Annotated in this window: 14 protein-coding genes; 12 read left to right on the forward strand and 2 right to left on the reverse strand. The window is 36.5% G+C overall.

Annotation, left to right across the window (positions count from 1 at the left end):
• Positions 1-46: 46 nt before the first annotated feature.
• From D8M06_RS12110 to D8M06_RS12120, 3 genes are all read left to right on the forward strand, one after another.
• Positions 47-280, forward strand: a complete 234-nt coding sequence (locus D8M06_RS12110; RefSeq protein ID WP_121204667.1) for a hypothetical protein — start codon at positions 47-49, stop codon at positions 278-280.
• 30 nt (positions 281-310) lie between these two features.
• Positions 311-811 (forward strand): GNAT family N-acetyltransferase, encoded by a 501-nt coding sequence (locus tag D8M06_RS12115; protein ID WP_121204668.1) that lies wholly within the window; start codon positions 311-313, stop codon positions 809-811.
• 163 nt (positions 812-974) lie between these two features.
• On the forward strand, positions 975-1292 hold the full coding sequence (locus tag D8M06_RS12120; RefSeq protein ID WP_158591788.1) for a YolD-like family protein: 318 nt from the start codon (positions 975-977) through the stop codon (positions 1290-1292).
• 85 nt (positions 1293-1377) lie between these two features.
• On the opposite strand, the gene D8M06_RS12125 is transcribed toward D8M06_RS12120, so the two are convergent.
• Both D8M06_RS12125 and D8M06_RS12130 read right to left on the reverse strand, forming a co-directional pair.
• On the reverse strand, positions 1378-1806 hold the full coding sequence (locus tag D8M06_RS12125) for a DUF2383 domain-containing protein (RefSeq protein WP_121204670.1): 429 nt from the start codon (positions 1804-1806) through the stop codon (positions 1378-1380).
• A 79-nt stretch (positions 1807-1885) separates the two neighbouring features.
• Entirely contained in the window at positions 1886-2431 is a 546-nt protein-coding gene (locus D8M06_RS12130; RefSeq protein WP_121204728.1) for an SDR family NAD(P)-dependent oxidoreductase, read from the reverse strand.
• Positions 2432-2643: 212 nt separating this feature from the next.
• Here D8M06_RS12130 and D8M06_RS12135 point away from each other — a divergent pair, with 212 nt between their 5' ends.
• From D8M06_RS12135 to D8M06_RS12180, 9 genes are all read left to right on the forward strand, one after another.
• Entirely contained in the window at positions 2644-3432 is a 789-nt protein-coding gene (locus tag D8M06_RS12135) for a DUF4097 family beta strand repeat-containing protein (protein WP_121204671.1), read from the forward strand.
• A gap of 745 nt (positions 3433-4177) precedes the next feature.
• Entirely contained in the window at positions 4178-5482 is a 1305-nt protein-coding gene (locus D8M06_RS12140) for a pyrimidine-nucleoside phosphorylase (RefSeq protein ID WP_121204672.1), read from the forward strand.
• Positions 5483-5569: 87 nt separating this feature from the next.
• Complete coding sequence (deoB, locus tag D8M06_RS12145; protein ID WP_121204673.1) at positions 5570-6751, forward strand: phosphopentomutase; 1182 nt, start codon at positions 5570-5572, stop codon at positions 6749-6751.
• 11 nt (positions 6752-6762) lie between these two features.
• Positions 6763-7584, forward strand: coding sequence for a purine-nucleoside phosphorylase (locus tag D8M06_RS12150; protein ID WP_121204674.1), 822 nt, complete (start codon positions 6763-6765; stop codon positions 7582-7584).
• 28 nt (positions 7585-7612) lie between these two features.
• Complete coding sequence (locus tag D8M06_RS12155) at positions 7613-8014, forward strand: cytidine deaminase (RefSeq protein ID WP_121204675.1); 402 nt, start codon at positions 7613-7615, stop codon at positions 8012-8014.
• 18 nt (positions 8015-8032) lie between these two features.
• Positions 8033-8683 (forward strand): deoxyribose-phosphate aldolase, encoded by a 651-nt coding sequence (deoC, locus tag D8M06_RS12160; protein ID WP_121204676.1) that lies wholly within the window; start codon positions 8033-8035, stop codon positions 8681-8683.
• Positions 8684-9377: 694 nt separating this feature from the next.
• Positions 9378-10673: an NCS2 family permease gene (locus D8M06_RS12170; RefSeq protein WP_121204678.1), complete on the forward strand. Its 1296-nt coding sequence runs from the start codon at positions 9378-9380 to the stop codon at positions 10671-10673.
• 145 nt (positions 10674-10818) lie between these two features.
• The gene (locus D8M06_RS12175; RefSeq protein WP_121204679.1) at positions 10819-11541 is read left to right on the forward strand and encodes a GntR family transcriptional regulator; all 723 of its coding nucleotides are present in this window, start codon (positions 10819-10821) and stop codon (positions 11539-11541) included.
• Positions 11542-11951: 410 nt separating this feature from the next.
• Positions 11952-13139: a NupC/NupG family nucleoside CNT transporter gene (locus D8M06_RS12180; RefSeq protein WP_121204680.1), complete on the forward strand. Its 1188-nt coding sequence runs from the start codon at positions 11952-11954 to the stop codon at positions 13137-13139.
• Positions 13140-13189 lie beyond the last annotated feature (50 nt).

Below are 13189 nucleotides of genomic sequence, written 5' to 3' on the forward strand. Positions count from 1 at the left end.
ACACAAGAAAAAAATGAAAATACGAATTTAAAGGGGCGAGAGATACATGTGGGTAAGAAGTCAAAATAAAAAAGAGTTAATCAATTGTGCTTCCTTTTCGATAACTAGAAATATCGGTGGGAAGAAGAAGAGTGCAGTCATTGGTTCCATTTCTAATGGAATATGGGGAAGAAAAGACATTGTGTTAGGATTATATGATACAAATGACAATGCTTTCGATGAGTTATCAAAACTGCAAGCAGCATTAAATAATAATGCTGTGGTGTATGAAATGAACTAAATAGTACATATAGGAATGTAGGTGTGGTAATTGAAAATATCTATTGTTGAGCCTAAACCTAAACATACAGAATCAATTGCAACCATCTGTGCTAATGGATGGAGACAAACCGTGGAAGGGATATTAAGTGAAAAATACCAAAAGCAGAATATTGACCTATGGTATAACCACGACAGGGTTTTACGTGATATAAAGTCTAAAGTGTATTCTTATGTAGCACTAGTTCATTCGGACGTAGTTGGAGTGATTGGTGGTGCAATGACGGAAGAAAATAAAGGAGAAATTTTTGTTCTTTATATGGATGAAAACTTTCGATATAAAGGGATAGGAACACGTCTGCTAGAAGCATTAACGAAGCAGCAAATCGCGAGTGGTGCAACCGAACAGTGGGTGTCTGTACAGGAAGGAAATCAGCTAGGCATACCTTTTTATGAGGCTAGGGGATTTTCGTTCCAAAAGAAAAAAATAACCATTACTGAAACAAATGAAAAACAGTTTTCCTTACGATACGCAAGACATTTAAATGAGTAAAATTTAAAGGAAAGATATAAGACGTAAGTAGCATTTCTCAATTTAAGAGAGATGTTTTTTATATTATGGAAACATCTCCATGGATTAACAGGAAATTCCATAGCTAAATAACTCTTTCTGTGATAAAATGAGAACAAACGTTCTTTCGGAAGGAGATTTAGTTATGGTAAATGATCGAGGAACGATAAAATGGACATCGATGATGATGCCTGAACATATAAACATGTTGAATCAAATGTGGAATGAAAAAGAATATAAGACAAAGCCTATTATTGATGCACAACAATTGAGTGAGATGAATACTAAGTTGCAACTGGCAATCCATAACAATCTTACAGTACGTATTAAATATTATAAAAATCATGATTTTCACACGATGGCTGGAAAGTTAAAAAGTATTGATATAAATAATAAACAAATTGTATTACAAGGAAAAGAACGAATCTGCCTAACAGATATTTTGGATGTCATAATTGAATAAGGAGAGTACTGTTTTTCCTTACCCAGTTAAGTTAATTCCATCAAATTAAAAATGCCGATCCCCGTTAAAACGGAGGTTGGCATTTTTATTGTAGAATATCTCTTAATTGCTCCACATACTTGCGATTCGTATTAATAACTTCTTCCACAAGTTGTTTGCTTTCTGGATCCAAATCCCCTTTAACAAGTTCTTCTGAATACTCTACGCCATAATTGTCTAAGCCTTTAATCGCATCTTCCATTATTTTGGTTTCGTCATTAGGAGTCATCATTTTATGCATGAAGCTATGCATCGATCCTGAAACACCTTCGCTATCAGCAGGAATTCCATTAAGGTTCTGGATGCGTTCTGCCACTTTTGTTGCATTGTCTTTAATTTCTTTCTGCATGGATTGAAAGTATTCTTTTAACTCTAAATTATCCACGTTCTGAATATAGTGTTCGATGGAACGTATTCCCATATATGTACCTCTTAAAATTGTATTTAATTCTTCAATCACTGTTTCATTTTTCATAACATCACATCCTTAACTTTATTATGTAGTAATAAGGATGGTTTATTCAAAAACTCTCTTTGTATCATAGTTGTCTTGACTATGGTCGTTTATCCCAAGGTTCAAGGACACCAATAATTTTCTTGTGGTTATTTCCCTCTATAGCTTGAATAATACCATTGGATATTTCCTCGTGAGTCAACCATCTAGACTGGGCGTTCTCTACTATAAAGCCAAGTTTAATTTGATGATAGCTAATGTTTTTAGGTACGTTTAGTTTTCTTTTAACTTTTTCTAAATTTGTTCTGCTCCCATTTACATGATAAAGAATGGAGTTTTTAGACATAGGTATGGAATGGAAAAGAGTTTGCCATATAGATAGGTCTGTTCCATGAATCCAGGCAACAACCATATCGAATGGTCCATTTTGTTCTTGGATCTGAAGAAGATTCTGTTTAAGGGCTTCATAATTGGTATAATCCACTAAAACAGGAGTGAGCTGAGAGCTAACTGTGGTCGAATTTACTAAACGTTGCATTTTCTCTGGGTTTCTTCCAATTACAGATACTTGGTAGTTCTGATTTACTAACCATAGGCATACATCTGAAAGCATGCCAGTTCCTCCAATTACTAATACGTGTTTCAACATAACTAACTCCTTTATAAATGATTTGTCTGTTGTATAGTATTCTATATAATATGTTAAAAAACCTTTTGGGCGAGTCAATGCTTAAGAAGTAGACTTATTCCAGACTAGAACTTAAGTCTTATTGTAAATTACATTCAAGGGTCATTATTTTATTGAATTACTGATGTATTATTAATATAGAAGAAATTAAACGGAAGGATTGTTAAAAAATGAAAAAACTTTTCATCATTATTATCGCGCTGATTGTTGTCATTGTTGTGAGTATGTTGATAGATTTTCCATTTGGGTCAAACGGAACGAACGAAATGGAGATAAAACAAGATTTTGACAAGCTGGCAGTTGAAACCGAGAATGCAAAAGTAATTGTAGTACCAGTAAATGCTGATACAGCTCGATTAGAACTGTCTGGCAACAAGAATAATAAATATAAATTAGATGCCAGAGTAAAAGGAGGTAGCTTAGAAGTTGACGTTGATGATAGATGGTTTGAGTGGATTTCTGTTGACCTCTTTTCCATTTCCAAACAACCAACTTTAAGTGTGTATTTACCTCAGAAGCAATATAATAACGTAGAAATTTCGACAAATAATGGAATGATTGATGCAAGTGAGCTGGAAGCAGAAGATATATATGTAGAAACTGACAATGGAAAAATTGTATTAAATGAGATAAGAAGTACTTTTATAGAAGCGAAAGCAGACAATGGAGAAATCGTTTTGGAAAATGTAGAAGGAGAGCTTATCAGTAAAACTGATAACGGAAAAATGACGCTTATCACTGACTCATTAGATCGACCAATTGAAATGAAAACTGACAATGGTGCAATAAATATTTTAACAAAAAGGAAACCTTCTAATGCCACATTTGATATTAAAGTAGATAATGGATTCGTTAACATTTTTGGGGAATCAATTTATGATACGATAATAGGAAATGGAGATAATCGAATCAAATTAACAACAGATAATGGAAAAATTACAGTGGAAAAAAATAAATGAATAAAAAATTGGCGTCTTTACAAAAATAGTAAGAGACGTCCATTTTTTTATTTGGCTCTTTTCGTATAGTTGATAGAAACTCCTGTTCTATTTAATTAAGAATAGTTTGCTCTCGCTTACACTGATGAAAGTTTTGTGCTAGGATTCGCTCCGGCAGAATACTTCGCTTTCCGCGGGCACGGCCTCAGCCTCCTCGGAAGAAACCCACTTCCTTGAAAAAGAAGAGCACTTTTTCTGCGTGCGATGTTTCACTGCCGAAGCTTTCCTTGTCCTGCGGGAAGAAGAGCATCGGTGAGACTTCGTAGTGAGGGAACTACTTGAATCATCTTCCTCGTTCCCTTGCGCCGAGAAAGCCCGCTTCGAAGCACTACTGGAAGACGCAGGCGCACACGCTTTTCAGCACGGAGGAGGCTCACCAGCTCCCCGCGGAAAGCGTAGTGTATTTCCGTAGCGAAGACAGAGCAGTATTCTGAATTACAGATATCAACATTCTATACAAAATGAAAAGAAAGTCTTGTTAAAAAGCAACATTCTGTTAAACATAAGCCTTTTTGCTTCTAATAAATTCTAGAAGATGGTAACAATTAGTGAATAGATAAGAAATCCATTGACTTGTTGGACGTCTAATCTTATAATAGAATTATAAATAAAGTGGAAGGGTTTCCAGACAATTAGGTTGTTGGACGTCCTATGATTGAAAGTTAAAAAATTACATACTTATAATATAAAAAAGGGATGATATACGATGAGAATGATAGATATTATCGAGAAAAAACGAGATGGATATGAATTAACAAAAGAAGAAATTAATTTTGCAATTGAAGGTTATACAAAAGGAGACGTACCAGATTATCAAATGTCTGCATTCGCGATGGCGATATTTTTCCAAGATATGACAACAGAAGAGAGAGTCCACTTAACCAAAGCCATGGTGGAATCAGGGGATCAAGTCGATTTATCTGATATAGCTGGGATCAAAGTTGACAAGCACAGCACGGGTGGAGTCGGCGATACGACAACATTAATATTAGCTCCACTTGTGGCATCAGTAGGTGTACCAGTTGCCAAGATGTCTGGTCGTGGTCTTGGGCATACTGGCGGTACGGTTGATAAGCTAGAATCCATTAAAGGATTTCATGTAGAGTTAGATGGAGAAACATTTAATGAATTAGTAAACAAGAATAAAATCGCAGTCGTAGGTCAAAGTGGAAACTTAACCCCTGCAGATAAGAAGTTATACGGATTACGAGATGTAACAGCAACAGTGGATTCTATCCCTCTTATTGCGAGTTCCATTATGAGTAAAAAAATCGCATCTGGTGCGGATGCCATTGTATTGGATGTGAAAACTGGCTCTGGCGCATTTATGAAAGATTTAGAAGGTGCAAAAGAATTAGCCCATGCAATGGTACAAATCGGAAATGGTGCAGGTCGTGAAACGATTGCGGTTATTTCTGATATGAACCAGCCATTAGGTTTTGCTGTTGGAAATGCACTAGAAGTGAAAGAAGCAATTGATACTCTTAGAGGAGAAGGACCTGCTGATCTGGAAGAGCTTTGTTTAACATTAGGAAGCCAGATGGTTTATTTAGGAAAACAAGCGGAATCTATAGAAGAAGCTAGAGAAAAATTAATAGAAGCAATAAAATCAGGAAAAGCCATTGAGAAATTTAAGACTTTCCTTTCTGCACAAGGTGGAGATGCTTCTGTAGTGGATGAACCATCAAAACTGCCAACAGCATCTTATACATTTGAAGTTGTAGCAAAAGAAGATGGTATGGTCTCAGAAATTGTTGCAGATGAAATTGGAATCGCAGCAAGTCTATTAGGTGCAGGGCGTTTAACGAAAGATTCTGAAATAGACTTGGCAGTAGGACTGGTCCTTAATAAAAAGATTGGTGATCAAGTACGAAAAGGAGATTCACTTGTCACTATCCATAGCAACCGTGAAGACGTGAAGGATGTAGTGGAGAAAATTTATCAATCTTATTCCATTTCAGCTAAGAAAGTGGAACCACATGCTTTAGTATATGATGTCATTTATGAGTAAGGGTCCGTAGTGGGGCCCTCTATTTCCTGAAATAGAGGTTGGACGTCTTACGGAAATGTTGTATGATAATATAAGGAGGAATGAACAATGAGTCAAAGATTTAAACGAGTGTTTTTAATTGTCATGGATTCGGTTGGTATTGGGGAGTCACCTGATGCAGAGGCTTATGATGATAAGGGTGCAGATACATTAGGTCACATTGCAGCACATATGAACGGTCTTAACATGCCAAATATGGGCAAGCTTGGTTTAAGTAATATCAGAGAAGTTCAAGGAATTACTCCAGCGGAAAAGCCAATAGCACACTATACAAAGATGCAAGAAGCGTCAGCTGGAAAAGATACGATGACAGGTCACTGGGAAATTATGGGGCTTCATATTGATACTCCATTTCGAACATTCCCTGATGGGTTCCCTGACGAAGTAATTAAGAAACTGGAAGAAAAAACAGGCAGAAAAGTTATAGGTAATAAACCAGCATCTGGAACGGCAATCCTAGATGAACTTGGTGAAGAACACATGAAAACGGGAAGTTTAATTGTGTATACTTCAGCTGACTCTGTATTGCAAATCGCAGCACATGAAGAAGTAGTACCACTAGAAGAACTATATCAAATTTGTGAATTCGCACGTGAATTAATGAATGCTCCAGAATATATGGTTGGTCGGGTTATTGCTCGTCCATTTGTTGGAGAGCCTGGTGCATTTGAACGTACTCCAAACCGTCATGATTATGCCTTGAAACCATTCGGCAGAACGGTAATGAATGAATTAAAAGATGATGGCTATGACGTAATTGCCATTGGCAAAATATCAGATATCTATGATGGAGAAGGGGTTACAAAATCACTTCGCACCGTATCTAACATGGATGGAATGGACAAATTAGTAGAGACGTTAAATATGGACTTTACCGGACTAAGCTTTTTAAACTTAGTGGACTTTGATGCAAAATTCGGTCATCGTCGTGACCCTCAAGGATATGGGGAAGCATTAGAAGAGTACGATGCTAGGTTGCCTGAAGTATTGGAAAAACTAAAAGAAGATGATTTATTAATTATCACAGCCGATCATGGAAATGACCCAATCCACCATGGTACAGACCATACGAGAGAATATGTACCTTTGCTTGTTCATCATAAAGGAATGACAGAGGGAGCAAACATTCCATTAAGAGAAACATTCGCAGATCTTGGAGAAACGATTGCAGATAATTTCCAAGTGAAAAGTCCTAGACATGGAAAAAGTTTTTTAAATGAAATAAAGTGAGGGATAGATTTATGAATCGTGATGCAATAAAAAAAGCAGCAAATGTTATTCAAAAAAATATAGCCAAGTCTCCTAAGATAGGTCTCATTCTTGGTTCAGGCTTAGGGGTATTAGCAGATGAAATAGAAAACCCTATAAAACTGAAATATGAAGACATTCCTGGCTTTCCTGTTTCAACTGTTGAAGGACATGCAGGTCAGTTAGTAATTGGTGATTTACAAGGAATTACTGTTTTAGCGATGCAAGGACGCTTTCATTACTATGAAGGATATAGATTAGATGAGGTCACTTTTCCTGTGCGTGTTATGAAAGAATTAAATATAGAAACCATCATGGTAACAAATGCAGCTGGAGGGGTAAATTCTTCCTTTGAAGCCGGAGATTTAATGGTAATTACAGATCACATTAACAATGCAGGTGCCAATCCATTAATTGGGCCGAATGATGCAGAACTTGGTGTTCGTTTTCCAGATATGTCTACGGCGTATGATTCAGCACTACAGGATGTTGTTCGAAATGCAGCTAAGCGTTTAGATATATCCTTAAAAGAAGGAGTCTACGTGTGGAATAGTGGTCCAAGTTATGAAACACCTGCAGAGGTACGTATGCTGCAAAAACTGGGCGGTGATGCTGTTGGTATGTCTACTGTTCCAGAAGTAATTGTGGCCCGCCATAGTGGAATGAAGGTAATCGGATTATCCTGTATTACTAATATGGCAGCTGGTATCTTAAACCAACCTCTATCTCATGAGGAAGTAATTGAAACGACTGAGAAAGTTAGAGATGATTTCTTGAATCTAGTTAAAGAAATAATTAAAAGCTTGGCTGAATAAGTAATCAAACTTAGTGGGGTGAGTAAATATGGAAAATCAACACATGGTAAATGAGGCAATAAAGGCAAGAGAAAAAGCGTATGTTCCTTACTCGAAGTTTAAGGTAGGAGCAGCCTTACAAACAAAAAGTGGAAAGATTTATCATGGATGCAATATTGAAAACTCAGCATATCCAATGTGCAATTGCGCGGAGAGAACCGCATTATTTAAGGCTTATTCGGAAGGTGAAAGAGATTTTGAGGTCCTTGTCGTTGTCGCCGATACAGACCGGCCAGTACCGCCTTGTGGTGCATGCAGGCAAGTAATGTCCGAGTTATGCCCGAGAGATATGAAAGTAATTTTAACAAATCTACATGGTTTGCAAAAGGAAACGACGACTGAAGAATTATTGCCTGGTGCGTTTACACCAGAAGATTTAACAACTAATTAATTACATGAGGTGACTATTATGAGTAAACAAATGGCTAAATATATTGATCACACTTTACTAAAACCAGAAGCAACAAAAGAACAAATTCAAAAACTTTGTAAAGAAGCGAGTGAATATGACTTTTATTCTGTATGTGTGAATCCAACATGGGTAAAAGAATCTGCTGAACAATTAAAAGACTCGGACGTAGAAGTATGTACTGTAATTGGATTTCCATTAGGAGCAACCACATCAGAAATGAAAGCATCAGAAACAAAAGATGCGATTAACAACGGTGCAACAGAAGTAGATATGGTCATCAATATTGGAAAATTAAAGGCAGGAGATTATCATGCCGTGGAGAAAGATATTGCAGCTGTAGTTGAGGCTGCAAAAGATAAGGCACTTGTAAAAGTAATTATCGAAACATGCTTGCTAACTGATGAAGAAAAGGTGAAGGCATGTGAACTTGCAGTGAAAGCAGGAACCGATTATGTAAAAACATCCACTGGTTTTTCCACTGGAGGAGCAACAGTAGAAGACATTCGTCTAATGCGTGAAACTGTCGGACCAGAAATCGGTGTAAAAGCATCAGGCGGAGTTCGTGACAGAGAAACAGCATTAGCAATGATCGATGCAGGAGCATCACGTATTGGCGCAAGTTCAAGTATAGCAATTGTGAAAGAATAAGTAGATTAAAATTTCGGTCTTACAGATAAGACTCTTTCTAAAAAATGTTGTTTTTGCTGTAATATATATAGACTGTGAATTACTTTAATAAAGATAAATGTAGTGCCTTGTTGATTTCCTCTCCGGGCAGTCGCGCACCTTAGGGCGGCTGATGAGCCTCCTCGTGCTACCGCACTGCGGGGTCTCATCTAGGCCTATCTTCCCGCAGGACAAGGAAGGCTACGGCAGCATTACATCGCACGAAGAAAATTGCCCTTTATTTTCGAGGAGTCGACTGCCCTCCGCTCCAATCAACCTGCTTAATAGTGGTAGCCTTATCTATATCTATAGAGTCTTTATAAAATGCTTGGAAGTTATAAAGAGCACCAAATTAGCGAAGGAAATACACGGAGACTCCTTGAAAAAAGAAGACCACTTTTTTCTGCGTGCGATGTAACCCTGCCGAGGCGCTCCTTGTCCTGCGGGAAGAAGAGCATCGGTGAGACTGCTTTGTGCGTCAGCACGAAGGAGGCTCACCAGCTCCCCGCGGAAAGCGTAGTGTATTTCCGTAGCGAAGACTAAGCAGTATTCTTAATTAAATTTATTCGGAGTTTCTATCAACGACAAACGTTACAAAACAACAAAACATTTACGAAAGAGTCTATTGGAAAGACTGGGTGGGCGAGGGAGTTATTAAAAAAGGAAGATAGGAGATTTGAAGAATCGAATAAATAATTTAACAGGAGTTTATGATAAAGGATCGACAATAAAAAATGAAATCTTAGCCGGTTTTATTTCGTTCTTTGCGATTGTCTACATTATTGTAGTAAACTCAACCATTTTAGCAGATGCTGGAATACCAATTCAAGCCGCAGTGTGGGCAACTATTTTAACATCGGTTGCTGGTTGTTTTATCGTAGGATTTGGAGCAAATGTACCATTAATCCTTGTTCCAGGAATGGGTGTAAATGCGATGTTTGCTTACACCTTTGTCCATTCCATGGGATTAACATGGCAAGAAGCACTTGGTGTGGTATTTATATCTGGACTAGTGTTTATCGTTATTGCATTTACCAAGTTATCCAATGTGTTATCCACTGCTATTCCAGGTACATTAAAACATGCGATAACAGTAGGACTAGGATTATTCTTAGCACTTATTGGACTAGAAAAAAGCAATATCATTGTAAGAGGAGAACATGCGCTTGTTGCTTTAGGTGATATAGGCAGTTTGGAAGTAGTAGCATTTTTATTAACTTTTGTGATTGCTATAGGTTTATTTTTGAGAAATATCCCTGGTAATTTTCTAATTACCATATTTCTTGGTACTGTCATTGCATGGGTATTCGGGTTAATAGATACAAGTCAAATGGGCGCTTCTAGTTTATCCATTGAAGATTATGGCAGTGTATTTGCAGCAATGTCGTTTGACAGTATAGCATCGATTACATTTTGGATTGCTGTATTTTCTTTAACCATGGTGCTAGTCTTTGAGAATATAGGATTGGTTAGTGGACAAGTAAATCAGGCAAAACAACCAGGAAAATATATTCCAGCTGTTCGTGCTGTTTCTATCTCAGCAATGTTTAGCGGATTATTTGGATCAAGTCCAACCGTTTCCACAGTAGAAGGTTCTGCAGGTATTACTTCAGGAGGACGAACAGGTATTACAGCCATTGTAACAGGTCTTTTATTTCTACTATCGTTTTTATTTATACCTTTTATTAGTTTAATTCCAGGTAGTGCCATTTCGCCAATATTAATTATTATTGGTGGATTAATGCTGCAAAATATAAGAGATATTAATCTTCAAGATTTGTCTGAGGCGTTTCCCGCGTTTCTAATTATTATTATGATTCCATTTTCATATAGTATCGCGGATGGAATTGCCTTTGGTTTCATAGCTTATCCCATTGCTAAATTAGCAGTAGGCAAGGCTAGTCAAGTATCAAAACCATTATATATCATTGCTGGTTTATTCTTCATAAACTTTTTATTGCAAGGTATATAATTTATAGAATGAGAGGTTTTCACAAGCAGTAAGTGAAACCTCTCTTTTTTTTACAGAAAATGATTGGCATTCTAGTATCTGCGAAATTATCTTGAAAGCGCGTTATTTACCGTGTAAAATGAAATGAGAGAGGGGACGGTAGCACATGAATTTCAATTATCAAACACCACGTTATTTGATAGTTATTGAACAAATAAAAGAAAAAATAAATAATGGCGAATTAGAACCAGGAGAACGCCTGCCTTCAGAAACAGCTTTTTCCAAGGAACTTGGTGTATCAAGGAATACGTTAAGAGAAGCATTGCGCATCTTAGAAGAAGAAAATATTATTGTTCGAAAACATGGTATCGGTACCTTTGTAAATAATAAACCAGTATTTACTGGTGGTATAGAAGAATTATTCAGTATTACGGATATGATAGAAAGAGAAGGCAAAACCTCTGGTACGGATATTCATTTTACCGGCTATGTCGATCCACATAGTGATGATATTGAAGAGTTGAAATTAGAAGAGAATGAACAAGTATTTCTGGTGAAGCGCGTTCGTACAGCCGATGGGGTGCCATTGGTGTATTGTATTGACAAGATACCTGCTAACTTACTGGCTAAAGGTTATAAATTAAATCAAGAATCGATTATAGGTTCTTTAGAAGAAATGGGCATTACAATAAGTTATGCAGAAGCACAAATTAAAACGATAAGCTACCATAATGAAATATCAGAAGTTATGGGGTGCGATAAAGACACACCATTGTTAATCTTACGGCAAATTCATTACGATCAATCCAATCGCCCTGTATTGTATTCGATTAATTACTTCCGATCCGATCAGATTTCGTTTAACGTATTGAGAAAGAGAGTCTTTTAAGAGATGTTGGTACTTCCGGCATAATTTGTGAAAACTTGCCGGATGTTAACCTTATTTTAATGTACTTGTAATGGATACGATAAAAAATAAATAAGAACAATTTTAAAAAAAGAATTGACTTGTAGGACGTCTAATCTTATAATAGGTTTGTAAGGTGATTGAAAAGGTTTACACACGCTATAGTCGTTGGACGTCCTATCATTTGAAGTGCAATTGATAAAATTCATTCAATTATAAAATTATATAGTAAAAAATGGTTCCGGAGAGGACCTTAATTTTTGGGGAACACAGGTTGGACGTCAAACCTTAAGGGTGTGGGTAACTGAACGAACCTACTTAAAATATTAAGGAATATTGGAAACTGTACATGTGATTGTAAGGCATTACAGATTTCAAGAGGAGGAAATAAAATGGGGATTATTTTAGGGCTACTAGCTATTATAGTGGTTATAGGTATATCGTATCTTATGTCAAACGATAAGAAAAATATAAATTTTAAAGGCATAGGAATTATGTTGGCACTACAATTAGTGATTACATGGTTTATGTTCTCCACTCAGATAGGACAAGCCATTATTAATGGCATTTCAGCTGTATTTAATAAATTGATAGAATTTGGACAAGAAGGAATTGGTTTTGTCTTAGGTGGATTTGAAATACAAGAAGGTGGCGTTTTCTTCTTTAATGTATTATTACTTATTGTCTTCTTTGCTACGATTCTATCTGTTTTAAATTACTTGAAAATACTTCCAACCATCATTAAATGGGTTGGTGGCTTAATATCTAAAATTACGGGATTGCCTAAAATAGAATCATTTAACGGGGTTAATAGTATTTTCTTCGGGCAGTCTGAAGCGTTACTAGCAATTAAATCACAGTTCCATCATTTAAATGCAAATCGACTTTATATTGTTAGTGCATCTGCTATGAGTTCCGTTTCTGCTTCTATTATTGGATCATATATTCAAATTTTACCTGCAGAATATATTTTAGTAGCTTTACCTTTGAATATGTTTAGTGCCTTGATGATTTCATCCATTCTAGCTCCTGTCAATGTACCAAAAGAACAAGATACAGTAGATGTATCTGATGTATCTCAAGATAAAAGTGTTTTCGAGGCAATGGGAAATGGTGCCCTGGATGGTGGTAAGATTGCCTTAATTGTTGCAGCAAACCTAATTGCTTTTATCGCATCATTAGAATTAGTGAACTGGTTAATCCAGCTTGTATTTGCAGGTGTAACCTTACAACAAATCTTAGGATATATCCTTGCACCAATCGGATTATTAATGGGAATTTCACCTGGCGAAGTAATTCAAGCAGGTTCAATCATGGGTACAAAGATTGTTACCAACGAATTTGTTGCTATGCTAGAATTCCAACCATTAATGGAAGTAATGTCTGAGAAAACAATTGGTATTGTAACTGTATTCTTAACCAGCTTTGCAAACTTCTCATCTATTGGTATTATTGCAGGTACTGTTAAAGGAATTGACGGTAAGAAAGCAAGTACTGTTTCCGGGTTCGGTATGAAACTTCTTATCGGTGCAATTTTAACATCAATCCTATCAGCTACGATTGTAGGACTTTTCCTATAGAATAATAGAGAAAACAAGAGAGTAGTCAAGCTCTCTTGTTTTTTTGTTGT

The organism is Oceanobacillus halophilus (genome assembly GCF_003628505.1).
GTDB classification, from domain to species: Bacteria; Bacillota; Bacilli; order Bacillales; family Amphibacillaceae; genus Oceanobacillus; species Oceanobacillus halophilus.

What these genes read in the sequence shown, in the direction of transcription:
- D8M06_RS12120 (WP_158591788.1), top strand. Translation starts at nt 975, where the DNA reads ATGGTAAATGATCGAGGAACGATAAAATGGACATCGATGATGATGCCT.
- D8M06_RS12150 (WP_121204674.1), top strand. Translation starts at nt 6,763, where the DNA reads ATGAATCGTGATGCAATAAAAAAAGCAGCAAATGTTATTCAAAAAAAT.
- D8M06_RS12175 (WP_121204679.1), top strand. Translation starts at nt 10,819, where the DNA reads ATGAATTTCAATTATCAAACACCACGTTATTTGATAGTTATTGAACAA.
- deoB (WP_121204673.1), top strand. Translation starts at nt 5,570, where the DNA reads ATGAGTCAAAGATTTAAACGAGTGTTTTTAATTGTCATGGATTCGGTT.
- D8M06_RS12125 (WP_121204670.1), bottom strand. Translation starts at nt 1,806, where the DNA reads ATGAAAAATGAAACAGTGATTGAAGAATTAAATACAATTTTAAGAGGT.
- D8M06_RS12135 (WP_121204671.1), top strand. Translation starts at nt 2,644, where the DNA reads ATGAAAAAACTTTTCATCATTATTATCGCGCTGATTGTTGTCATTGTT.
- deoC (WP_121204676.1), top strand. Translation starts at nt 8,033, where the DNA reads ATGAGTAAACAAATGGCTAAATATATTGATCACACTTTACTAAAACCA.
- D8M06_RS12140 (WP_121204672.1), top strand. Translation starts at nt 4,178, where the DNA reads ATGAGAATGATAGATATTATCGAGAAAAAACGAGATGGATATGAATTA.
- D8M06_RS12155 (WP_121204675.1), top strand. Translation starts at nt 7,613, where the DNA reads ATGGAAAATCAACACATGGTAAATGAGGCAATAAAGGCAAGAGAAAAA.
- D8M06_RS12110 (WP_121204667.1), top strand. Translation starts at nt 47, where the DNA reads ATGTGGGTAAGAAGTCAAAATAAAAAAGAGTTAATCAATTGTGCTTCC.
- D8M06_RS12180 (WP_121204680.1), top strand. Translation starts at nt 11,952, where the DNA reads ATGGGGATTATTTTAGGGCTACTAGCTATTATAGTGGTTATAGGTATA.